Source organism: Mesorhizobium sp. WSM4810 (assembly GCF_055811235.1).
Genome location: NZ_JBVVQV010000003.1, coordinates 271,758 through 295,133, shown reverse-complemented (window position 1 = coordinate 295,133; position 23,376 = coordinate 271,758). Strand labels below are relative to the sequence as shown.

Annotated in this window: 22 protein-coding genes; 11 read left to right on the top strand and 11 right to left on the bottom strand. The window is 55.8% G+C overall.

Annotated elements, in window-relative coordinates; translation table 11 throughout:
- The first annotated feature begins 38 nt into the window (after window positions 1-38).
- The 4 genes from AC0L3O_RS06410 to AC0L3O_RS06395 all read left to right on the top strand — a co-directional run bounded on the left by AC0L3O_RS06410 (window position 39) and on the right by AC0L3O_RS06395 (window position 4,470).
- Window positions 39-269: a MerR family transcriptional regulator gene (locus AC0L3O_RS06410; RefSeq protein WP_473615186.1), complete on the top strand. Its 231-nt coding sequence runs from the start codon at window positions 39-41 to the stop codon at window positions 267-269.
- A gap of 138 nt (window positions 270-407) precedes the next feature.
- Window positions 408-2,387: a TRAP transporter substrate-binding protein DctP gene (dctP, locus tag AC0L3O_RS06405; protein ID WP_473615185.1), complete on the top strand. Its 1,980-nt coding sequence runs from the start codon at window positions 408-410 to the stop codon at window positions 2,385-2,387.
- Between the two features lie 146 nt (window positions 2,388-2,533).
- Window positions 2,534-3,286, top strand: a complete 753-nt coding sequence (locus tag AC0L3O_RS06400; RefSeq protein WP_473615184.1) for a hypothetical protein — start codon at window positions 2,534-2,536, stop codon at window positions 3,284-3,286.
- Between the two features lie 2 nt (window positions 3,287-3,288).
- Window positions 3,289-4,470: a hypothetical protein gene (locus AC0L3O_RS06395; protein ID WP_473615182.1), complete on the top strand. Its 1,182-nt coding sequence runs from the start codon at window positions 3,289-3,291 to the stop codon at window positions 4,468-4,470.
- 175 nt (window positions 4,471-4,645) lie between these two features.
- Here the strand turns inward: AC0L3O_RS06395 and AC0L3O_RS06390 are convergent, their stop codons facing one another.
- The 7 genes from AC0L3O_RS06390 to AC0L3O_RS06360 all read right to left on the bottom strand — a co-directional run bounded on the left by AC0L3O_RS06390 (window position 4,646) and on the right by AC0L3O_RS06360 (window position 12,462).
- On the bottom strand, window positions 4,646-5,848 hold the full coding sequence (locus AC0L3O_RS06390; RefSeq protein WP_473615181.1) for a hypothetical protein: 1,203 nt from the start codon (window positions 5,846-5,848) through the stop codon (window positions 4,646-4,648).
- Window positions 5,849-6,178: 330 nt separating this feature from the next.
- The gene (locus AC0L3O_RS06385; RefSeq protein WP_473615180.1) at window positions 6,179-6,436 is read right to left on the bottom strand and encodes a hypothetical protein; all 258 of its coding nucleotides are present in this window, start codon (window positions 6,434-6,436) and stop codon (window positions 6,179-6,181) included.
- A 347-nt stretch (window positions 6,437-6,783) separates the two neighbouring features.
- Window positions 6,784-6,960 carry a hypothetical protein gene (locus AC0L3O_RS06380; protein ID WP_473615178.1) on the bottom strand — a complete coding sequence of 59 codons (177 nt, stop codon included), beginning with the start codon at window positions 6,958-6,960 and terminating at the stop codon, window positions 6,784-6,786.
- 71 nt (window positions 6,961-7,031) lie between these two features.
- Window positions 7,032-7,448 carry a hypothetical protein gene (locus tag AC0L3O_RS06375; RefSeq protein WP_473615177.1) on the bottom strand — a complete coding sequence of 139 codons (417 nt, stop codon included), beginning with the start codon at window positions 7,446-7,448 and terminating at the stop codon, window positions 7,032-7,034.
- Complete coding sequence (locus tag AC0L3O_RS06370; RefSeq protein WP_473615175.1) at window positions 7,381-8,148, bottom strand: tyrosinase family protein; 768 nt, start codon at window positions 8,146-8,148, stop codon at window positions 7,381-7,383. The genes AC0L3O_RS06375 and AC0L3O_RS06370 overlap by 68 nt, the downstream gene beginning before the upstream one ends.
- Window positions 8,149-9,034: 886 nt before the next feature.
- Window positions 9,035-10,243 (bottom strand): trypsin-like serine peptidase, encoded by a 1,209-nt coding sequence (locus AC0L3O_RS06365; RefSeq protein WP_473615174.1) that lies wholly within the window; start codon window positions 10,241-10,243, stop codon window positions 9,035-9,037.
- On the bottom strand, window positions 10,234-12,462 hold the full coding sequence (locus AC0L3O_RS06360) for a S8 family serine peptidase (protein WP_473615173.1): 2,229 nt from the start codon (window positions 12,460-12,462) through the stop codon (window positions 10,234-10,236). The genes AC0L3O_RS06365 and AC0L3O_RS06360 overlap by 10 nt, the downstream gene beginning before the upstream one ends.
- Window positions 12,463-13,395: 933 nt before the next feature.
- Between AC0L3O_RS06360 and AC0L3O_RS06355 the strand changes: the two genes are divergently transcribed.
- Window positions 13,396-14,370, top strand: coding sequence for a M28 family metallopeptidase (locus AC0L3O_RS06355; RefSeq protein ID WP_473615171.1), 975 nt, complete (start codon window positions 13,396-13,398; stop codon window positions 14,368-14,370).
- A 25-nt stretch (window positions 14,371-14,395) separates the two neighbouring features.
- Window positions 14,396-16,210, top strand: coding sequence for a hypothetical protein (locus AC0L3O_RS06350; RefSeq protein WP_473615170.1), 1,815 nt, complete (start codon window positions 14,396-14,398; stop codon window positions 16,208-16,210).
- A 132-nt stretch (window positions 16,211-16,342) separates the two neighbouring features.
- On the opposite strand, the gene AC0L3O_RS06345 is transcribed toward AC0L3O_RS06350, so the two are convergent.
- Entirely contained in the window at window positions 16,343-16,741 is a 399-nt protein-coding gene (locus AC0L3O_RS06345) for an META domain-containing protein (protein WP_473615169.1), read from the bottom strand.
- Window positions 16,742-16,861: 120 nt separating this feature from the next.
- On the opposite strand from AC0L3O_RS06345, the gene AC0L3O_RS06340 reads away from it, so the two are divergent.
- On the top strand, window positions 16,862-17,929 hold the full coding sequence (locus AC0L3O_RS06340) for a trypsin-like serine peptidase (RefSeq protein ID WP_473615167.1): 1,068 nt from the start codon (window positions 16,862-16,864) through the stop codon (window positions 17,927-17,929).
- A gap of 387 nt (window positions 17,930-18,316) precedes the next feature.
- On the opposite strand, the gene AC0L3O_RS06335 is transcribed toward AC0L3O_RS06340, so the two are convergent.
- Window positions 18,317-18,583 carry a hypothetical protein gene (locus tag AC0L3O_RS06335; RefSeq protein ID WP_473615166.1) on the bottom strand — a complete coding sequence of 89 codons (267 nt, stop codon included), beginning with the start codon at window positions 18,581-18,583 and terminating at the stop codon, window positions 18,317-18,319.
- 569 nt (window positions 18,584-19,152) lie between these two features.
- Here AC0L3O_RS06335 and AC0L3O_RS06330 point away from each other — a divergent pair.
- The 4 genes from AC0L3O_RS06330 (at window position 19,153) to AC0L3O_RS06315 (ending at window position 21,353) form a co-directional block, all read left to right on the top strand.
- Entirely contained in the window at window positions 19,153-19,332 is a 180-nt protein-coding gene (locus AC0L3O_RS06330; protein ID WP_473615165.1) for a helix-turn-helix domain-containing protein, read from the top strand.
- Between the two features lie 154 nt (window positions 19,333-19,486).
- Complete coding sequence (locus tag AC0L3O_RS06325; RefSeq protein ID WP_473615163.1) at window positions 19,487-20,062, top strand: tyrosine-type recombinase/integrase; 576 nt, start codon at window positions 19,487-19,489, stop codon at window positions 20,060-20,062.
- 7 nt (window positions 20,063-20,069) lie between these two features.
- Window positions 20,070-20,690 (top strand): hypothetical protein, encoded by a 621-nt coding sequence (locus tag AC0L3O_RS06320; protein ID WP_473615162.1) that lies wholly within the window; start codon window positions 20,070-20,072, stop codon window positions 20,688-20,690.
- Window positions 20,691-20,792: 102 nt separating this feature from the next.
- The gene (locus tag AC0L3O_RS06315) at window positions 20,793-21,353 is read left to right on the top strand and encodes a hypothetical protein (RefSeq protein ID WP_473615160.1); all 561 of its coding nucleotides are present in this window, start codon (window positions 20,793-20,795) and stop codon (window positions 21,351-21,353) included.
- Between the two features lie 232 nt (window positions 21,354-21,585).
- Here AC0L3O_RS06315 and AC0L3O_RS06310 read toward each other — a convergent pair whose 3' ends face one another.
- Both AC0L3O_RS06310 and AC0L3O_RS06305 read right to left on the bottom strand, forming a co-directional pair.
- Window positions 21,586-21,702 carry an SHOCT domain-containing protein gene (locus AC0L3O_RS06310; protein WP_473615159.1) on the bottom strand — a complete coding sequence of 39 codons (117 nt, stop codon included), beginning with the start codon at window positions 21,700-21,702 and terminating at the stop codon, window positions 21,586-21,588.
- 410 nt (window positions 21,703-22,112) lie between these two features.
- Complete coding sequence (locus AC0L3O_RS06305) at window positions 22,113-23,207, bottom strand: esterase-like activity of phytase family protein (protein WP_473615158.1); 1,095 nt, start codon at window positions 23,205-23,207, stop codon at window positions 22,113-22,115.
- Between the last annotated feature and the right edge of the window lie 169 nt (window positions 23,208-23,376).

Genomic DNA, 23,376 nt, shown 5'->3' with positions numbered 1-23,376 from the left:
CCCCGATAAGGATAGGATCAACCAAAATCAGGTGATTCGTGAGCGCTTCCTGCCCATTCCTGAGCCCGTCCGAGGCCGCCAAGCGGCTCGGCGTTTCCGCCAAGGCCCTGAGGCTCTACGAGCAGCGTGGCCTGCGGCTTCTTGCGATGATTCCCTTTTTGATTAGCGGCTCTATCCCACCGGCCATAAGGTCAGGTTCGGAGCCAGTGTCTTCTATCAGCCTGCGGAAGCAAAGTGGGGTTCATCGCCGTCGCGTCGATTCCGGTTGACGGTGAGACTGGAAAGCTGCCGTATACCGCAGATCTACGTAAGGCGGCCAATACTGAGCTTGGCATTATTGATCACATCGCCTCGTAGCTTGGAATTCAAATCCCGAACACTTGTTCCGTAATCCGGTGAGGCAGCATATGAAACGGAAACAGCCCGCAGCGCTACTGGCGTCTTTCATCCTCGCCTTTGCTTTCACCACTAGCGCGAATTGCCAGGAAATTGAATTAAGGTTTGCATCGACACCGGAATATGAAGAGCTTCTTGGCCCAGCCATAAAGGCGTTCGAAGACAGTGTGAACGCTGGCAGTACCTTTCGAATGGTGAAAGTTGAGCTGGGCAGTGATAGCGCTTTGACGTCAAGTTTAGCTGGCGGCACTGCCGATGTGTCGGTCATTCCGGCGTCCAGCGGGCCCTTGCCTGTCGGGTCTTATGTAGCGGGTGCCGGCGTCTCGGGAAGCCGTCAGCGCCAGGACAGTGAAGTGGGCGCACTTGAGCTGGCGAGCCTTGAGCGCAATGGGCTGGCCGGGCTTGCGTTTTGGAACGCACCGCCACGGTTGATCTCATCCAACACCAAGCTCGATCAGGTTGACGATCTGGCCGGGCTTAAGATCCAAGCGCTAGACCCTGGCCAGAAGGCGATCCTCGAAGCTTACGGCGCGGTACCTCAGGACCTTGATTTGGGGGAAGTCGAAGCCGCGCTAAAGGGTGGCACGATTGACGCCGTGGCCGAACAGGGTGGCAACAAAAGCTACGCGTCGGTCACCAAGACTGTGATACCCGACGCCGGTTCAACGGTTGAATTTTACTTTGTTGCGCGAAAGGAATTCTGGGCCAGCTTGCCATCCCGTGCACGGGGACTGCTGGCCGAAACCGCCAAAAGCACCGGGGTGGTATCGGATGTAAATGCACTGGCGCGCAAGGACGAAAGTCTCCGCGACCTGGCCGCCCAGGGTGCAAATATCATCGCCATCGACGGCCGCCGCCAGAGCGAAGTATTTGCCGGCGCACTGGCCGCTTGGGCGGGCAGGGAAGACAAACCCGACGCAGAAATCCTGTCAGTGGCCTACGCCAAGTCGTTCCAGATCCCTGCCTTCCAGAAAGCGCGCGCAGGGGCGGCAGCGGCGAAGCGCAAAGTATTTTTCGCGACAAATCGAACTGACAACCCTTCCGAAGATATCGAATACCGGTTCGGCATCGATCACGCGACAGGTGGCCTAATTTTGGGCTCGGTTGAAGTGGAACTAGAAAATGGACGCTCGCTTGACGATGATTTGGAGGACGTCGCCACACTGGAATCCCTAATCTTTTCCGCGTCCGAGAGCGATTTCGAAAATGCGCTTGCGCATGAGGGAAGCGCGGCAACTGACGGCGTCCTCGTGTTCGTTCATGGGTACAGCAACCGATTTGGCGACGCCATCAGGCGGGCTGCGCACATCGCAGTTGAGACAGGTTTCTCCGGTGCCATTGTCATCTTCAGCTGGCCAAGTGAGGGCGAGACCCTTCTGTACAGCCACGACGAAGATCGGATCCAGGCCACTCAGCCCGATTTCCGGAAACTGATGAACCTTGTGGAGAAAAGCGTTGGCCGCCAGCGCGTAAATCTGCTGGCGCACAGCATGGGTGCGCGAGTTCTTCTAGGCTATATAGATACCCTGTCCGCGCTCCCTGAGGACGGGAGTGTTTTTCGCTCGGTTACCGTTGCAGCCGGTGACACACCCAACGAAGTCTTGAGCCAGCAACTCGGCGCGCTAAAGCGTTTGTCGCCGCATGTGACTATCTACTTCTCGCAGGAAGACAGGGCACTCTGGGTTTCGAGACAGCTTCACAACAAGGTCCGGCTTGGCAACAATCGGGCCGACCAGCTTTTCAAGAACACAGAGACGAAGCCCCTTGCGGGCTCCGGTTTCGATTTTGTTGACGCGCGTCTTGTGGATGATGACATTCTGACCTTCAGTCCGCGGCATTCCTATCTTTTCGACAAGCGAGCGGCCGTCGACGACTATGCTCGCCTCGTTGTGCAGGGCAAGCCGGCATCGGCGCGTCATAACGATCTTCCTCATTCCTTGTCCCCACAGCGCGAGGGCGCCGAGCGCTTCTGGCAGCTCAACCCAAACTGAGACTGCTGGACGGCGCCGCCTTTACGGCAATACACTCACTACGCCGCAAAAGCACTTGCAGAATTGGAAAAACTATTCAATCATAGACTTTCAGCAACTTGGGATACTTACAGGTAACCATCCATCCGGAAAAAAGGTGCTGCGCGATGCAGAAATATTTCTGGCTCATTCCAGCGTTGGTGCTGGCCTTTGCGGCAAGCGCATCAGCAACTGAGAACCGGGAAGTCGTTATCAACTATGAGGATCCACATGGTGTGGCACTGGCTCTGGCCATACTACCTCATTCAGAGCAGCTTCCGCCGTGGATGCAAGCTGATGCAAAGTCCGGCGCCGGAAGCGATATCGGGCAAATCGCCCTAACCGCGGGAAGCGCCGATGGAAAGGGCGGGCAACACACAAAATATCTGTTTGGCTCGAAAGCGACCGATAAGTCCGGAAGCGCAGCGGGGACATCAGAACTAAAGCTGGAACTGGGCCACGGCCAGGCTGTTGAGGTTCAGCTGTCGAGTGACGCACTGCCCGATATGCCGGATTGCGAGCCAACGCCCAATCCGCAGCTTCCTTGCAGAATTTCCGACCTGAGCCGAGACCTTCTGGCTGTCGAGTTGCAGCACGCCAGCAGCCTCTCGGGCAGTCTCCGGAACTTGATGGCTGCAAACAGCCTTGTCATGGACGATCTGGCCGCCAAAAGGGTGCTAGCGGTCCTGGATACCGGGAATAAAATTCAGCACGTTGACTTTGTCGGCTTGGTGCGAGGGAAAGACGAGATACTGCCCGCGCCCGACGCCGCTTCGGTGTTTGTCGTCCGGCTCCGCCGGGACGGCGAGCTTTCAATCGTCGAGCGAAACCGCGACAGCGATGTCAGAGCATCTGACTTCAAATTTAGTTTTGAGGAATAGTCATGCCGGCGAACAAGCTGATTCAGTGGACACTGCTTTGCATTCTTGCGTTCCCTGGTTTCCCTTCTGCGCAGGAGATTAATAAGCGATCTGCGATACTTGACGTCTCCTCGTTCATGATGCCTCCCAGACAGACTTGGGCGACGTTGGGCGATTCAGCGGAGCCCAATGCTGCCGTCACTGAAATGAATGCACCTTCAGGGGATCTCGGCTTTCGCGTCATTCATTTGCGCAAATCCGTCCAAGGCAAGAAGCAAGCTGCAGTGGATTTGGCTCAGTCCAAATTGGTGCAAACGGGTGACATCCTGCTTAGCTTTCGGCCGCTTTGGGATAAGACACTGGCCTATGCCCATATGCAGCTCGGGGTATCCCATTCGGCAATTGCTTTCATCGTTTCCGAAGGAAGTGGTGAGCTCGTTATGACTTTGGAATCACCAATTTCCTATAGCAGCCCGCTTAACTCGCCGGAGCATTACGCAGATTTGGACGCAATCCACGTCGTACGGCCGGAACTTGATGAGGTTCAAAAACGCAATCTGGAAAAATGGGCAAGGCTCATTATGTCGAACCCTTCACGGTTCGGCTTTTTCACCGACTACGGGATGCCAATGTACAAGCGTGGACTGCCCGGCATATCCACCCCGCCGGACGAGATAAGATTTCTGGCGGACGTAGCGTTGGGCAATGCGAATTCCACTTTTCAGAGCTATTGCTCCGAGTTTGTTTGGAACCTTTTGGGATTGCGCAATTGTGACCCCGCTGCTTTTGATCAGGGTTGCATAAAACCGGTTTTCAGCACTAGCGACGGTATGATGACTGGGATCATCCCGAAGCTATCGGGCGACGCCGGTCTTGTTCAAGGCCCCGAAGCAACGCTGCTAGGCGGAATGATTGGCGATAGCGAGAAGACTGCAACGCTGACCAAGTCCGTTTTCGTTGATGTCCTCACCGACCCATCACAGCTTGCTGGCCGAATGTCTTCGGGTCATCTGAAGGTCGCGGAGGCAAACAGGGGAAATATGGCAGTAGTAAACGGCTACTACGGAAACGGCGAACCAGAAGCTTTGGCCACTGAGATTAACAAGGGTGTAATTGGAAACGTGTCCCCCACGTCCTTCCTGATACGCTCAAACGCGGGCATGGACGGATTCCGATACGTCGGTACAGTTGTTTTTGACAGGTAGTGAAAAGCGGTCAGCGTTAGCCGGCCATCTCGAGAGCAAACAAGCAGGCATTTTTACCGCGATGTGTCCGGCTGCAATTTGCCGACGACTAGCTTCGACAGCCGTTGCTGCGCGACCCGCGCATTATAGTTCATCGCAATCTCAGCAGCGTCCGCCACCTGATGTGGCAACGGCTTTATTGTCGCGGTGGCAAGTCAATCTGCAGCTGCTCCTTGAGCACGTTGCCAGGTGCGTCAAACGGCGAAACTGCCGGAGTGCATTGTTGTGAGGTATAGAACCCGGCATCAATGCATACTTGAGGTGTGTTTCCCGGCAAGTCACCGCTGCGGCAAGCACGGCACATCCTAAAAATGGCCGCTTCGATCTGCAGCGAATAGTCGAGGGCCGAGACCGCGGGCTCGGCAGGCCTGAATAACGCTCCTCCCGGAATGTTCTCGAACCAAACGTCAACGTGTTGCTTAACCTTTGTGGGGTTGTTGATGTTGGACGTATTGAAACTGAAGCCAAGTAACCCAAGCGACGACCGGGGGGTACGAGCGGCGGCGTGACACGACAGACAGGATGAACGAATATTATCAGCCGGCCCATTGGCCCTGCCGTTGAATCCCAAAACCGGCCGCGCAGGCCAGCCATAAGTGATCATGTGAAGAGAGGGATTGATCCAGCTCTGAAGTACGTCCCGATCGTAAACGTTTGGATCATTTCCCCACTGCAATGAAACCGGCTCAAGATTATCGAACAGGCCATCGCCAGTGACAGGACCGACCCAGGCAAACGTGCCAAACACCCACCCGGTAGCTGTCGCGTCGCTGTCCTTGACTGCAATGTCGACCTGCAGGAGGCGCACCTGCCGCACGACGCGGCTTTCTACCGGCGGTGGGGGGGTTGCACCGCCAGTACCGGCCGCGTCGATCACCGCATCGTAAGTTGGCCCGCTTTGGAGATATGTCACATCTGCCGGGTCGGCGTCAGTAAACAAGAATTTGACCGAGGCCGTACCTTCCGGAAAATTGAGCTGCGGAGGAAGCGTTGCGGCGCATGGATTGGCAAAAACGCTTCCAAGCACAGTGGCACCCGGAGCATTGTAGAAACCGACCGCCCAGACTTGGTAGCTACCGCCGCTGTCCGGCGCCAGGTCACCGGGATCGGGCGAACGTTCTTTCGTCAGGCCCATCAGCGGCTCGCGGCCATTGGTGGTGTAGTCAAGCCATGGCGATATCCACCACGGCTCGTTTCCGGTCCCAATCAGCCTCCCGCCACCCCGAGCGAAGGAGTTGCGGGCAGTTGAAAGAACCGCATTCATATACTGTCTCGGGTTGCTGCTAAAACCGATGCCCTTCCAGGGTAATTGTGACGCAGCCGTGACCGGATAATCCATGCGCCATTGCGCCTGAGCGTGCCCGCCCACATCCATTGTGCTACCCGAAAAGGTGGGACACGACGCGGCGAAAGCATCAGCGTTACCCGCCGTCAGCATAAGTAAAACGCAGGTGAGCAACCGAGCATGGGACCTCCTGCAAAATTTTACCCGGAAGCCGAGGATGAGGCGGTTTCTTATAACTGTAAAGGCGTCGTTTTCGGGTCCTGCTATGCAGTCGACTATCCGATCCCCATCTCCAAGCGGCCCCGAATTCTCGGAAGCAGTTTTCTACCCTAACAATGGCGCCTGCCCATTTGATAGGTTGCTTGGGCCGGCCGCCTGGGGCGCTCAGTAAAACTCGACGGCGAGTATTTCAATCGCCGAGTCGATCGGAGTCTTCGCGCCGTCCGTCTTGGTTACCCCGATAACCAGGGTCGACGGGTGCATTCCAGAATTAAGGCGGTTCGGCACAGAAAGAAACACGTCGCTCGTTTCGTCAACCTGCAACGGTTTGAAGAACGCTGACCCCGCTGCGTCTGCCGGGATAGCATCCACAGTGGTGCCGCTAGCCGGAAGCGGAGTGTCGCTGAACTCCACCTGGATCATGAGTTTCTCGTGGGGGCTAACCCTCAAAGGACGGAGCGTAATTTTCAGCGTGATAACCGGTTGCACAAGCTTCGCAGCAACGTCGGCCATCAAATGGTTAAACAACCGCGCTCCGGCCGGTCGCTATGTTTGAAGCTGCCAAATCAATATTTGTCATGGTAGACTGACAGTTCGGCCCAGGCTTTTTCCCTGCGTCGCCTTCCGGTTCTCCGCTTGCCGGTATCGCCGTAGCGACGAACGCAAGCAGGGCAGCAAACAATACGCGTGCTTGCAGTCCCATCGCCTTGCGAGCCCATCCAAACAACAGCACCGAGCTTACTTCAGCTGGACAATTCGCCGGAATTTAGTCACGCGGAAAGAATTGTAACTTTCTTGAATATCACATTCGTATTTTCCGGTACATCACCCCCAACAGGCACCGCCATCAGTTGCACCTTTATGCTGTCGCCCATTACACGGCCCTGCGATGCAAGCGTGCGCATAGTATCCGAGAGATCGATATACACATCGCTCCCGCCACCCATGAGCTGCGTGAGCTCCTCCCGGTCCAAAGAAAGAAAATACTCCCGCACAATGCGGATCGTCGGAAGGGGTTTCAGGCGATTAGATAGGGGCAGCTCACGAAAACACCCACCACAATATTTCGGTTGGGCGGAGCGGCGACACCCCCAAGCCTTGCCAGAATGCGCTGCTGCTCAAGTGCCTTCATTGGGGCACTGAGTGCTTCGGGAGCTTGAAAAATCCGAACGCTGGAAAGCGTCTTGATTAGATCGGGGACTTCGACGTTGATCGCCTTCTCGACGTTTAGCTCAGCGGCGCCTTCTACAGAACTCTCCCCGATTGGCGCTGGTGGCGTCAGCTCTAGTTTGCTGAATATAGAGCCGTCCCCGCCAGCGATTTTCTGCAGCCCGAGCTTGGCGGCGTTCTCGGCAATCACCTCGGGTTTAAGTGTGTCGTAGATGTAGTCGAACGAACCAAAGCGCCAGTGCGCCAGTGGACGTGATGCCGGCAACTGGGTTGCCAGCGACGTCGGCAAAATTGTGCGCGTAGGAGTTACCCGGATCCGCCGATGTGTTTCCAGCCGCCTGCCACTCGGCCCAAAACCGGTCGATGTTGCAATGATGCAGCCAGAAAATTGGGTCAAGCGGCGACACGCCATTACCCATATGGCCGTTCGCCTTGCCGTGGGAACCGACTGCAACGTGTGCATTGTTATGCGGCTGCCCTTCGAGCAGGCGTGAAAAGGTTTGAAAGGACGTCTGAACCCGAATGCTGTCGAGCGTCGGCTTGCGGAATGAATTGGCAAACCTAGGGACGGACACCATCGTCTGGCCCTTTGCGATCCCGCGAGCCCCGACTGTTGTCACAGGATCGGTGTCCCAGTTGTCGTCCTGAACATTCGATTCATCATTCCAATGGACCAAATCCAGTCGCGTTGCGTCAAAGAATGGATCGGGAAGCTTGCTGCGATCTTCCTGCCAGTCCCAATAGGCGAGTGCAAAGTCCGGCTTTCCGATGATTTCACCGCAGATTTTCTCGAAAAACGAGAGGTACCAGCGATGCCAGTGAACGAAATCGACGGTGCCGTGGGTACAATGCCGTATGTGAATAAGCGCTTGACCGCGCCAGCTCCTCGAATCGGTAGCGGGCAATTGGTGCAATGCTTCGACAGCTTGAGCATAATCGGAAAAGAAGGGATCAGTCGGCGCCATGCTGGAAGCGTTGCGACGGATACGCAGGGGCCCAGACCAGGCATGACGGCTGCGCAGGACTGCAGGCGTAAATATTGCCGTTGCTGCGGTCATTACAAAATGACGGCGGGAAATCATGCCTATCCCACATTCCGACCGCAACCGCTTAAGATTGGGTTACAGTCAAGGCTCAAAATGCACGCGCGCATCTTGAGCTTTGCATGCGAAATCTTCGCATAGCTAGGCGATATTTCAAGTATCAAAGGTCATTTTTAATGATAACACACACACAGTGGCCACGCAATAAGAATAGATAGCGTAACCACCGCAAAGTTACTTAGTGGGCTGGCTCGTGCTATCGATGAAAGCGGTGCTCCGAGTATCGCTCTCCTTCTTACGACAGCAAGCGACCGCCTAGTGGTTAGTCGATCCATCCACCGTGTCCAAATATCGAGTTCAGCAGCGCTGCGCAATTTAACTAATTGAACGATAGGGTGCACGCTCGAGTTACCGACGAACGCGGCAGCGAGATACTGATGAGGTTTCGGCCAGAGGCAAGGCCGGCGTGCTCTTATCTCCATTCCGGAAAAGCTGTGACGCAAAGGTTGCAAACTTGCGCCGACCTGCGAGAGTATTTTCAAAGGCGTCGAAATTGCGGTAATATTTAGAGAGCAGCCAGATGGATACATCGCAAGGATATTTGCTGCTCGCGTTTCTGGCCTATCCCTACTTCTGGTTTCACTCGTTTGACCCAACGTTCGTGTACGAGTTTACTCGGCCACCCTACCCAAGGCCCCGCCAGATTTCACGTTCACTACGGCACCCGGCCCGTTCTCGATTTCCGCCATACGCTGGAATGACGACAACTGCCACGAGTCAAGCGCGCGCCGCCTGCCGGCTTCGCATTCTACTGGCCCCCCGTAATCTCGCCGTACAGTGCGGGTTTTTCCGACTTTAGCTGGTTCATTATCGATTGCAGGCTGACCGCGAAGTTTCCCGGTTCGCGCGGGTCTATTCCAAGATGATGAAGCCCAACCAGCTTCATCGACTCCGAAAATACCGGAGCTCCCGAACTGCCTCGTTCCGTAGTGCAATTGTGGGTGAAATCTGTCTTCTCAGTGCTGGGACCGGCTTCGGGCCAAGACAGGACGGCGGGGTTCAATACAGTGCACCCACGCGTTATCGACTTCAACTTGCAAGCCGGGTGATGTAGTACCGTGACTGGCGCGCCCGCAGCAACTGATTCAAGTGAAAGGACCGGCGGCCTCAGCGGCCGGCTTAACGCGGCGCCGTCAGCTAGCTTGCCAAGCCGCAAAATCGCGACATCGAGGGTTTTGTTCTTGAACTCCACCTTCTCGCAGGAAAACTCCCTTCCTAAATCATCCCCATCCCAAGACAAGTCAACAAAGCCCGAAACGCAAGCGCTGTCCTTTACATCATCCTTCCAGAAAGCGCTGTCTTCCATCCCGCTGGCCGCGCCGCAATGCCAGTTGGTCATGAATAGGTCTTCAGTTAGCCGTGTGCCGCTGCAACACCAGCTGCCCGTTGTATTAAACAGCGTTTTGCCCGAACCGATGAACATGCCGAGGCTGTCGGCCAGCTCATAAATCACTCGTCCGTCGTCGTCGTTAGTAAAGGTGGCTGCCGGGATTGCCTCAATCACACTCCCCTCCATTTCCGAATAGAAGGGTTTCTTGGCTTCATCCGGCATGAAGACCGCACCGACCAGCTCAGCGGTTGCCTCCGAATTCGTCGAGAACTGCACAGTCGGAAGATTCGAGCCGACCCGGACGGTCCAGCAGCCCGACTCATCCTCGCAGCTCGCCTCTAGTTGATCGAATGCTGATAGCACCTGACCCACCGGAGACCGGATCGTTATCGACCACTCGGCATGTTGCGGGTTGGTGACTTTGACCCGCAAGCGATAATAGCGCGGCTTATTTCCCGGCTGGACCTGTGAGACGGTGAGGGTTGGGCGGGCTTTGCTAAGCCTGGCGTCCTGCGGTGTGAAAAAAGTACCGAAACTTGTAACTGCTTCCTCCTGTTCTGCCGAAGGAGCGGTGGCACACAGGAGGGCGAGGACAGCGGCTGCCGGTGCGAAAAATATTACTCGCATAGTGGAAGGCTTTCCTCGCAAATACCCACTTCAGCGTAGGCCTTGTTTAGAAAGAGATCCTGCAGGCGCCCGGTCGTTACCGCGCAATCGACGCCTTGGTCGGTGACAACTGCTATTGGCCCCTGAGCGGCCGGTACACCTGCCGCTCGATGCACTATTCGTTTGCGCAAGGTGGACGGGTGAAGGTCCGCCAGGTCGGAAACGCTCTGCAAAACCACCTTAGTCCCCACTACCGTTGCACGGCGCGCGCTCTTAAGGTTGAACGAGTCCAGTGCGACTCCTGCCTCATCCTGGAATTCAAACCTGCCGGCACACCACCTCTTGAATTCGACAGCTTTTACATCAGGCCGCGCTGCGAGTTTCAGCCATGTCCTCTTCGGGTCGAGCATCGATACCGAGGGATCAAGCACGCCACCAGCGACGGCCTGCCCATAGTTGTCTTGGGGGAATGTGGGACGCGACGCCAGAATGATGCGTTCTTTCAGGTTTCCTGGCCGTACGGCATAGGATGAGGGGTAGCAAGCCGCCATTTTGGCAGCCACCCCGGCGACGAACGCAGCCGCAGCCGACGTTCCCCCCGTCGTTTTTCCGACTTCGTTTTGGCTTATGTAGGTTGGGATGTCTCCGCCACCTGGTGCAAGGAGACTTACGAAACGGGGGTCTTTGCCCCGATTCGAGCGAGGCCAAATCTCCGCGATGTCGGACTCACATTTGGAACAAGCGCCAACGATGAGGATATTCTCGTAGTCGCCAAGATTCTGTGGCGACATGGGTGTTTCCCAGTCAATCGACTTTCCATTCGACTGGTCTTTTGGCTGGCCGGCAGATGCCACAAGCAAGATCTTTAGGTGGAACAATTCTTTGATGATTTCCGGCCTCGTCCGGACGAGTTCGTCGGCCAGCAGCTCGATCCATCCGCCTTGTTCATTGGTTCGCCAAATCTTGTTTGCTGTTTCACGCGTGAACTGGTCGGCGTCAGGTTTTGGTATGGAACCGAATGGCTTGAAGTCGCTCGCGAAAAGATAGACCTGTGGTTCGGACGGCGACCACACGCCCTCGATGAAATCCTGTAGCTGCTTTTGAGTAACCTGGTCCTCAGCCCAGACAAACGGAATGAGCTTAGCCTTCGGCGCGATCCCCTTAAAGCCATAGCCGTTTTCACTGCTGGCAAGGATTGTGGCCAGCATCGTCCCGTGATCGCGCAAAAGCTCAAATGGCTTTTCCGCGCATTTTGGTGCAAACACTGGTGCTTGGCTGCCCGGCTGCTTCGGCAGTGCCGGTGCAATATCAGGATGATAAGTGATCGGTCTATCCATCACCATGATCTGCGGGGGATGGTCGGACTCGCATTGGACGACTGCAGAGGTACTGTAGAATTCGCCGGGGATATCAGCAAATGCGCCTTCGGCACCAGCTGGCGGTGAAGGGCTGCACCATTTTGTAAAGTGCGCGAGGGCCGAATAGGGCGAGTGTACCCCTTTGTGCAAACCCTCGACCCGCTCAACGGAAACAGCAAGATTCCGGGTAGACAGCTGCTGGGCAAGATAGGTCGTTTCCGGCATGAGCCGTTCATCCCAAATATCGAACTCCCAGCTAACTCGCATAATAGCGATTTGAACCACCCGAGGCGGCTCGCTGAATTGCTTGCCGTATTGCTCCAAAACATTGTCGACATGCTGCTCAATGACATTTCTCCAAGCGGGATTCTTAAGCAGGACCCCAATCCTGTCGGCTTCGGCAGGATTGGATAGGTCAAACAATCGGCTGACAGTCTTTTGGCTCGCCCTAACCGCCGGAAGAAATACGCCGTAAGTGCTGCTGATGGCGTCCGGGCTTATTACGGCGCCCGCCCGCCGGTTGAGCGTTGCAATCGCGTTGATCAAGTCCGCGCTGCAAAACTCCTGAGGAACCTGCAACTCGGTCACAAGTACCGCGCACAAGCCCGTAGTCGCGAAAGGCTTATGCAGCCTCAGGGGCAGAATTTGCGATCCTGAGAAGGCGTTGATAGCTGCGGCCATGTCGCTGCCAACAAGTCCGCCCTCGAAGGACAGGTAAACCCTGGCAATTGCCGAATCGGCGGACGTGCCACTTACAGAAGCCGCCTCACGTTCCGTCGGCATCTTTTCCTGAGCGCTGGCAGAAAGGCAGTGAACTGATGCTGCTGCAGCAGCGGCGAGGAACAGACCGCGTGCAATTCCAATCCACTTAAGGTGTTTCAAGAATGCCTCCCGTTCATCCGCTGAAGTCGCACCCTACCGGTGCTTGGCAACGAAGAACCCTCGAGCTTCGCGCGCCCGAAATTCGCGCTGCCTTCATATCGAAAAGCCCCAGCCCGGCTTCGACCGTCCTATCCAGAACTTGCAAAAGCCCATTCAACAGCCTTGAGCTGGATGGGTCCCATGTCAGCAGCGTAACTGACATTCTTGCAAAAGAGAAGTACGGCAGTCAGGGCAACGAGTCCAGGTTAACGGGCTTGAAGGGGCGGTCATGAGGTAGCCGGTATCCCAAGTTGCGAGTTGCTTGCCCTTGATGGATTGTTTGCCGGACATAGTGTGGATGAGATTGAGGGCGAGGTGGCGGACCACCGCCTCGTTTGTGGCGCCGTGGCCGCGGCGCAGGCGCGATTGGTCCTCCTTGAACTGGACATTAATGGGCTCTGGCGGCCTCGGCGAAGTGGAGTGCGCCTGCGTAGCCGGCAGATCGCCTTCCTCTTGCCACTGCAAAATAGTGCGCGCGGCCAGAAGACGGAAAGCCCCTCGTTTACGGCGGGAGACAGATCAGCATGCCGCCGCGCCAGCCATCGGGGCAACGGTGGAATTAACTGGCGCGGCAACACTTTCGGGAGCTCGGCACCAGCACTACTTCGCAAGCCAGGACAAAGTTGAATTGGCCCGCCACGCCAGCTTTGCGGCGTGCCATCTGGGTTCAGAGCATTGCAAAGCCGGCACAGAATATTGCTGCAAAGCCAGTCTCCTGTTGCTAGCAATTATATGAAACAATAGCGCAACAAAGATGGCGAGGTAAAGCTTATTGACATTCCCATGTAATTTCTTAGTCTCAAGCTTGAGCACAAACATAGTTGCCCATATGCCGGCCAACCCCTTGTCGCGAGGGCGCAAATGCGGTGCCATAGGCGGAAGTTCATCGCAGGGATGGGGGCAGCCTTATGCTCGCTTCATACCGCGGCCGCACAGACCTTCACACCTTATCCGCTTGTAGAAAAGAAGGGTGAGCTCGCAAAGGGCCGGCTTCCCAGCAATCTGTCTAAAAGCAAAAAGCTCGACGATCGAATCCTGAATTTGATCCAAAGTGTCGATGCTGACAGGCTTTTTGAAAATGTCAAAGAACTTCAGGCGTTTGGCAGCCGGAACTCCCTGGATGGCAAGATCGGCGAGGCGGAAGCTTGGGTCACCAGCAAGATGAGCGGCAGCCTTGGTCAGGCTTCGGTTCGCCGCCAGGAGTTTATGATGCCGGCGGACCAGAAGCTAAATAATGTTATAGGACAGAAGAAGGGCGCTAGCGAAAGTTTTGCGCTGATTTGCGCGCACTATGATTCCATTTCCAAGACACCGGGCACGATGGCCCCTGGCGCCGATGACAATGGTTCCGGCGTTGCAATTGTCCTGGAACTTGCCTCGGTGTTTTCGTCTGTCCCGCTCGAACGGGGTGTCATGTTTGTTGCGTTTAGCGGAGAGGAGCAGGGGCTTATCGGATCGCAGGCTTGTGCGGCGATTGCTGCTGCGGAAGGCTGGCCGATAGACCTTGTGATAAATCTCGACATGGTCGGCTTCCAGCCCGCTAGCAAGCCGCCGAACATCGTAATCGAGTTCGACCAAGGAAATGCAAGGCCCGAAAATGACGCGTCGGCCAAAAGCTTTGCCCTGCAAATGGCGCAAGCGGCAGCCGACTATTCGATACTTGAAGTCTCTCACACAAACATTTGGAGCAGCGACTATATGCCGTTTGAGGCGGCAGGATTTGCGTGCGTGGGGCTTTATGACGAAGGCGGTGACGAGTCGTTCTACCATGACTCGACGGATCTGGTCGACAAAATAAGCAAGGAAAAGCTTCTTGAAGTTGCAAAGCTAATGGTTGGCTCGGTGAGCTCTATTTGCGGGCTTGTTTAGGGCAGGTAATAAGGGATGAGCAGTCATGAGAACAGTGCCGGGAATTAAAGTGCTTGGTGTTTCGGTCTGCGCCGCCCTGAGCGGGGCGGCATTTGCACAGTCGGAACGGTCAATTACCAAGCTTCCCTACGAAATCTACATCGACGATCTAGGCGTCCGGCCGGCCATGCCTGGCAGAGAAACCGCGAAGTCGCTGGATGACCTGACAGTCCCCGCCGTCGCCGACACCGCGGCACCGAAAAGCGACAGCGACTTCGATGTTCTTGCCCGTCAATTTATGGGGGGCAACCAGGATGTTTTTGCGCTCAAGGACAATGCCGCAGTCTTATCCTTAAAGGATGTCCGGCGCAGCCTGACCGGCGTGGTTGCCGAATACGAGCAAACCATTGACGGGGTCCCAGTCATACAGAGCAGGGTCGGCGTGGCGATGAACACTAGCGGCCAAGTCAAATCAACAACAATTAGCGTCTTCAAAGTGCCAGCAGCCGACAAAGCCAGCATGAAGACAACTGCATCTGTCTCGCAAAACCAAGCGCTAGATGCTGTGAATAACGACTTGAAGCCATCCGGCGAGGTTTTCGAAGGCCCCGTGGTAGAAAAATCGTACCTGCACGTTAACGGCGACCTAGTGCTGGTTTGGGTCGTTCGTGTTGGGGTACAGCAACCGTTCGGATATTGGGAATATCATGTCAACGCGCAGAACGGAGACGTCATTCAGAAGTTCGACAGGCGGGTTCAAGAAAACAAGCAAGGAGCTGAGCCGCAACCCGTAAATCCTGCTCTGCGTCCAGCAGACCTCAAGGCTGCGTTTGTGCAGCAAGCGAGCGCGGTTGATAAGGCTGCGCAGGCAAGCGCAGGTGCGGCTTCGGCCAAAGCATTAATTTTCAATCCAAACCCCGTGACAATTTTGAACGATGGCAACCTTACCGACAGTCTGGATGGAACCGCGTTTGCGCAAGCATACTCGGAGGTGGTGCTTTCGGGTCTCACGGAAACCAACGGGGTCTTTCTGCTCAGTGGGCCCAATGTTAGAATTGAAGACTTCGAGCCTGGAGAGGGGGGGAGGCGGGTACCGCCCTCGACCTCCTCGGGGTCGTGGACAGCGACTCGCGGAGACAACGCATTCAATGATGTGATGTCCTACTACTTCATATCGACATCCATCGAATACTTGCGACAGCTTGGATACCAGGGTGACGCAGACCTGTTTCCGGTTCCAATCGCAGTGGACTCAGATGGAGTGAATGGAGATGACAACTCGCACTATGTTCCGTCTTCCGACCGCCTCGCCTTCGGCCATGGTTGCGTCGACGACAACGAGGATGCGGATGTCATTTTGCATGAGACCGGACATGCTATCCACAACCACATCAACCCGAACTGGTTTGGAGGAGACTCCGGGGCAATCGGCGAGGGTTTCGGAGATTATTGGGCAGTCAGCTATAGAATGAAGATGCAGTCTGGCCACCTGCCGGACCCAGGCAAAGTGTTCCCCTGGGATGCGATAGCCAGCTGCTGGCGCGGGCGCCGGGTTGACGTCGCAGCGGCCGCGTACGACCCCAGCAGAACTTATGGTGCACATCAGAACGTTGGGGCGTTTCAGTCGGATGAGCTGTGGTCGACACCTCTTGTTTCAGCGCTTTTAGAAATTAAAGCAAATGGCGGCACTGTCGAAGATATGGACAAGATCGTCATCGAAGGTATGTTCGATGTCGGATCTGGTTTTTCGATGAGGGCATTGGCGGAGAACACTATCGCAAAAGCCAAAATTCTCTATCCCACAAAAGATTATGCAAAAATAGTCGAGGACAAGTTTCGAACCCATAACATATTGCAATGAGCTGGCGGTGCTGGGTGCCCAAGCCCTTTCGGGCCTGGCACATTCCATAACGCGAAGGCGCTGGTGGCAACGGGCAGGCTGAGCCCCATTGGGGAGAGACAGCCAACGTAGCCGGCGTTTCAAAATCAGAACTTATTCTTCGTTTCGAAAGATCGCGTGTCCATCATGGACCGGCAACTTCAAAACGTCACCCTCTAAGCTCGCCTCGCTCAGATGCTCTTTTGGCCTCTCCAGATCCAGAGGAAGCGAAGGTTGGTCAGGGGGGCATGCGCGCTGGGTTTTCCTGATTAGCAACGGTTCGTCAATTGGGCCGCCGAATTCGTTACAGCCATCAAAACCCGAGATAGTAGAGTCGTCGACTCGGAAGTATATCGGTTTCAGCTGGGTTAATGGAACGCCGCCCAAAGCTTTCAGCACCCAACGCCGCCCAGCTATTCGGTCATCCAAAGGCGTGTTCGTCGCAGAATACACGGCTTTGCCCGGCATCGTCACCACCAGCATTGAGAAAAAGCAAAGATAGATCGCTCTCAACAATAAAATGCCTCGCAGAAATAACGACACGCTAATGCGAGCAATCGTAGTTCAACACCATTGCCAGCACATGTAAATTATACTATGACATTGTGTTTATTTTATGCGAGGAGAAGTTCGATGACGCCAAAGCGTGTGTTGCTGGCTATAGGCCTTTGCTGTTTTTCGCTTGCCGGGTTCGCAAACGTCTCGCTAGCGAACGAAAATGTTGTTGGAAGGCCGCCGGCCAGTAGTCAGCTCGATACATCGAATGTGCAAGGCGACCGCGGGCGCGAGCTGCAACCAGAGCAACTGCCACCTAGCGTGAAGGCTTTTCTGAAGCTTAAACCTGGTGAGGCGAGCGGGACAGGAAGTCATCCATTTACTTCCCAAGGGGCGAGCGCAGAAAACCGGCGAGAGCCCGTGGCGGATTATCCTTGGAGCGCTACAGGCAAGCTCTTTATGGAATTCTCGGATTCGACGTTTGTCTGCACCGCGTCGGTGATCGCTAAGTCGCTGCTGGTGACGGCTGCGCACTGTGTCCACAATTATGGCGACGGGCAAGCTGGCTTCGCCACAGCAATAGCGTTTGAGCCCGCGCGTCATGGAGACGAGCGCCCCTTCGGAATATGGACAGCAAAGGAGTGGTGGATTCCCAAAGCATATTTTGATGGGACCGATAATTGTACGACTACGGGCGTAGTTTGTCAGAACGATGTGGCTGTTGTGGTCGTCGATGCACAAGACGGCAAATTTATCGGCGACGTTGTTGGAAAATATAACATAGCTCCAGCGCCAGCCGACGCTGATCACGAGTTTGGCTACGTTTCCTTGTTTGAACAGCAAGTCGCACAATACACTCAGCTTGGATACCCGTCAGTTTCATACGACGGATTGAAGATGATAAGGACGGACTCATTGGGTTATCAGGACGTTCCCAACAACGTCATTATCGGCTCAAACCAAACAGGTGGCTCAAGCGGGGGGCCGTGGATTCAAAATTTTGGCTCAACAACGTCTTATAGCGGCAGCCCTCCGGTTGACGGGCAGCTTAACACCGTAACTGCTGTTACCAGTTGGGGGTACACATCGGAAAAGGTCAAACTGCAGGGAGCGTCTCGGTTCGCTAAGAATTCCATATATACAGAAAAAATAAACATAAATTCGCTCATCGATGACGCGTGCAATGCGAATCCGGGTGCCTGTTAGCCGCGATCCGTATGGACGCCGTCAGGCGGTGGCAAAGCGCACGCGCCGCTGGCCTGTCGGCCGATGAAGCGGCCAGGGCCGTCGGCGTCTCGCGCGCCTCGCTCTACCGCTGGGCGAAACAGCCCGAACCCGGGTCGCGGCGGGCGCGCCGGGTTCGCGGGCCGCAATGGAGCCCGGCGCTGGCGCAAGCCGTCGAAGATCTGCGCGCCGACAACCCGATGTGCGGCAAGAGAAAACTCGCCTGGCTGATCCGCCGCCAAGGCGTTGCGGTCTCGACCTCCACCGTCGGCGGCATCCTCACAAGCCGGATGCAGCGCGGCGTGATCACCTCGGTCCCGACGCTGCGCCGCAAGCCGGCGGCCGACGCTTCCGCCTTGTCGGCAAGCGTTACGCCAGACGCCTGCCCAAGGGCCTCAAGCCGAAATGAAATCGCCGGGACAGATCGTCCAGATCGACACCGTTTTTATCAATCTCGCGCCCGGCAAGGCCGTCACCGCTTACCGATCCGGTCGCCAAATGGACCGTCGCCGGCATCGCTGGCCGCGCAACCGCCGATCTCGCCGCCCGCTTCCTCGACAAGGTGCTCGGACAAATGCCCTTCAAGGTCACCGGCATCCGGGTCGACGGCGGCACCGACGGCGTCGAGAACAGCATCAGGTATTATTCTCCGCAACCGACAGCATCCGCGACAGCAAGGTGTCGTCTACAGTCAGCGCAGCCTTGATCGTGACCTTTGTCATTCCACTGTCCGCCAGCTTTTTGGCGAACAAGGATTTCTCAATGAATGAAAGGATCGCCCGGGCGGTGTTCTCCTGCCGCTGGCGATGATGACGTGGGCAATGTCGGCCATAGGCTTCACGACGGCTCGGACGTTGATACCGAGGTCGCTCGCGACTTTGGCCCGAGGATGCCCCGGCTCACCCGATAGAACTGCAGCTGGCCATCCAGATTGATCAAGAAGGTGTTTCGCGGCGGGGATTGGTGTCGATCGGCAATATCCTGAGAAGGTTCGGTTTTTTCTTCGTCGTTGCGGATGAGGTCATTCTCTAAGCCCTTGGAATTCGGCCGCTACCGACGTCTCCTTGGCCAGTCTCAGTCCTCAAAAACTGCTAATTCAGGTTCTGATGACGATCGGTGGATCCGTTCTTGAAACGGTCGATGTGATCTGATCACAATTTTACGTATTGTAAACTCAAGCCGGCGTCTTCGTAATTGCTAGCCGGATGGATATACGGAAACTCGTGGGCCGGAATTTTTCCCGAATACGGAGTGCGGTGGGTATTACCCAGGAGGCCGTCGCGGAACGCGCGAATTTGAGCCAGCAATACATCAGTGGAATTGAGAACGGGAAACGAAACCCAACGGTGGAAACCCTATTGGATTTGGCCCAGCGCTCGGGGTGAGTCACGTGGACCTCGTCAGACCGGACGATCATTTCGACAAGAAATCCTGAGACCACACCCTGAAATTGAAGGCGGTCGTAGGCGCCTTTCGGCTTGAAAATAGGATTAAATGCCTGTAATCTGGGGTTGTCCCCATCCCCTGGAGCGCAACCGAATGTCTGGTCGTCAAGCCAAGGTCGTCACCGATTCGATGTTGCGCAAACTGCTCGCGCGTTCGCGCAAATCCGCGACCCCGCTCCGGGACAAGGTGATCATCCTGTTGTCCTGTAAGGCCGGCTTAAGAGCCTGCGAAATTGCCGGGTTGGAGTGGTCAATGCTCCTCGATCCCAAAGGGAGGCTTGGAAACCTGGTCGTCATCGAGGATCGTATTGCAAAGCGTCAATCCGGACGACGAATTCCCCTTCATCCCAATCTCAAGGCCGCCCTGTCTCAATTGAGAGAAATCGAGGGTGGTGACGGCCCCGTAATCCGTTCAAGCCGCGGCGGGGCGATGAAACCCAACAGCATCGTCAATTGGTTCGTCGAGCTCTATCGCGAGCTGAATTTCGAAGGCTGCTCGTCCCATTCAGGGCGCCGGACATTTATAACGACGGCCGCGCGATCCGCGCACCGTGCGGGAGGATGTCTTCGCGACGTTCAGCTTCTCGCCGGTCATCGATCTCTATCGATGACACAAACGTACATCGACGGCGACACCGACGCCCAACGTCGCATCGTTTCCATGATTTGAGACGCCAATGTCGGGCGGGATCAAAGATGTACGTGGACAGATTCCGCGCGCGCGGATGTTGAAGAAGCCGGTCCCGCGAAAATTCGTGGCGCCTTTCAACCAAGGAGATCTGGATAGCCTTTGTGGGATCTATTGCGTAATAAACGCCTTCCGTTTTCTCTGCCCGGAATTGGGACGTCAGCGATCAATTGGCCTTTTCCAGATTCTCGCAGAGACCCTTACGACAAACTGGGTGACCGCCCATGAAACTGTCGGACTAGGGATCGAAATTCCGATCGTTCATGCCCTTGTCGAGGCTGCCTGCAACTACCTTAGAGATATCCTCGAGGTACCTATTTGCGCGGCGACATTGACTTCGAAAATCCGTCGGTTCGACGATTTGTGGACGACGTTGGAAAAGGGACTGGGCGACAATCAGGTTGCGATCATCGGCCTTTCCGGTCGTCACGAACATTGGACGGTAGCTTATCGGATGACGAAGAGGACTATCCGACTTTTCGACTCCGACTCCATGAAGGTGTTGCAGCGAGCGCGGTGTTCATTGCGCAGTCCAAGGGTTCCTTACCAGATTGATCCGGAGGAGGTCATTCTCATTCGAAGGGGAGGGGTCGATGAAAGGGAATTCTAGTAGAAATTGGGATGACCACGACCTCAGTGTAAAATGTCACTTTCACACTGAGACTGTGTCCCCGAGGGACCGACCTTATTCTAGTAGAACGGAATTTTCTCGGTGACCCTGGAGGAATATTTCTACTACCGGAAGAAGGTCACGGAACTCGATCCGGACGCAATGAAAAAAGTCGAGACGAAATCCCCTCCGACCGATGCAACCGATTTTGCCCTAAGAGTCTCGTATGTCATCCTCAATAGCGGAATGAAGTGGGCGGTTGCCAAAGACATTTGGACCCGGATGAAACCATCGTTGATCGAGACGGAGCAGGTGGGAGACACGTTTGGTCATCCAGGAAAGAAGAAGTCGATCGATTTGGTGATGTCGAACCGGTCGGAATATTTCGAGGGTTTTCGGTCGGCGTGGAAAAATGGACCGGACGACGTGATCGAGTTTTGTCAGACCCTTCCTCACGTCGGTATGATCACTAAATATCACCTGGCAAAGAACCTGGGCGTCGACGTTGCAAAACCCGATGTCTGGTTGGAAAGGGTCGCAGCAAAGTCTCGGGAATCCGTCCAGGAATTGTGTAGCCGTTTGTCCAACCGTTCCGGAGACAGCGTCTCGAAGGTCGACTATGTGATTTGGAAGGCCTGTCAGCAAGGATGGTGGGGCCAGTAAGGTTAGACACCACTTGGGTGGTGCACTGCCGACCATCTTGAGGGCGCGTTAGAGACATTCCCCCTAAGAGACGCCCCACCTGGTCGACAGAGACACGCCCGTTTTGACGATTGGTGGGCGCCATCCTGTGCGACCATCGGCTGGCGCCAAGCCAGAGAGGCGCGGCGATCGCCGTCTTGGTTCGATGTTGATTTGATCGAAATCCAGCTCGACAAATCGCGAACTGGCTTTGCTAGCCACCGCGCGCCTGGTTGCGTGACAGGTCGGTCCCAAAAATTTTGGCCTTTAGCGTTGCATATTCGGTTTCGTCGATCGCGCCGGATGCTCGTAACGCAGATAGCTTCTCCAACTTATTCGATCTGCTTTGTTACAGCGCATCGACGATTCATGATTCCGCCCTGATCCGGGCTTCGTTGGCTTGAAAATAGGAATATTTTCCCGTATCCTGAGCCTAATCGGGGGAGAAACACTTGTCACCACTGAAGCGGATGTTTCCCCTGGGCCGGTAAACTGTGTGACCTTCAAAAGGAAATTGCATCGATATTAGAGGTTCGATCTAACTGAGATCGACTTCCCGGCGAGCGGCACTTGCGCGATTCTCGAGGCTGGGCCTGTGCTGGAGGAACCGAACGGTACTGTTTCCGCAGATTTTGACCATATCAAGGTGAGGGCACCGAACGATCGGACTAAGTCGGAACAGGGGTGAAGTCGATCCGCAGCGTGATCGCTGACTGTGCGCGAGGCGCACGCTCGCAAACGTCATTTCTTCAAAACCGGCTCCAGCACGATTGCCACGAACTGCGTGAACTGGCCGTCCGCGTTGAAATTGTTGTCCGAGGCGATCACCAGCGTGCGCTTGTCGGCCACCTCAGGCCCGAAGGTGAAGGCCTCGATATTGTCGATATCGAGCCCAAAGTCGCCTTCGCCGATCTTGATCAGGTGCTGCTTGATCAAAGGCACGACGGTCTGGCCGTTCAAAGATGCCAATCCCTTGACGTCGGTCGCGCCGGTGAGTTTGGCAAGATAGAAATTGATCTCGTTGCCGATACCCAGCGCAAAAGAGCGCTCGACGGTCAGTAAGGTATCCCGGCTGACGGCCAGGAGGTCCGACAGGCCGTTGTCGTTCAAGAACGGATCCTGCGTTGCCTTGGTGAATATCTTCCCCGTCTCGTACACATATTCGGCCGCTACGGCCCCAGTGGCGATGTCGAGGCCGACAATGCGGCTCGGGCTACCCGCCTCCAGCGTCGCCTTGTCGCCATCCTGGATGAGTGCGTTTTCCGTGCCGGCCCACAGCGTCTTGCCATCCGCCGAGATGCTCAGGCTCTCAAAGGCAAGGTTGCCGCGAACGCCGCGCGTGCCATCGGCATTCGGCAGATAGGCTTCCGGCAAGTCGAACGCCTTGACAAAGGTGCCGTCGAGATTGGCCTCGTAGATCGCCGGCCTGTCTGCTGAATCACCTTCGCTCGACCAGAACAATCGCTTCGACGCTGCGTCGACGCGGATTGCTTCCGGACCGATGTTGTTGGCGGCGAACGCCTTGCCGTCGGCGCCTGTCAGCTGGTGGGAGGAGACGATGTCGACACTGGCGACACCTTTCTCGCCTATCGCAAGCTTGAGCTTGTAGATCCTCGCAGGCGCCCTCTCCGAGCGGTCGTCGGATATTGCATAGAAGAGATCGCTGCCGGCGTCGTAATCGAGGCCCGAAATGCCGCCGAACTCGACGCCGGCGATCTTCAGGCCGGTCGGAAGCACGACCTGGCCAAGCAGCGTCGGTTTCCCCAGACTAAAGTCCTGGGCTTCTACGGACGGTGCGAAAGCCGCGAGAAGCGCCGCGCCGGCTAAGGTGCGCATGATTTTCATTCTTCACCCTTGGTCGGAGTATCGGGACCATAGCACGTCGGGGCATGAACGTCGTCTAAATTAAATGCCTGCACTGATGCCGACGCTTGCGAACATCAAAGGCAACATAAGTTTGCAAGCGAGTTTCCACCTGACCAGGCCAGCGCGCCACGACCGGCAG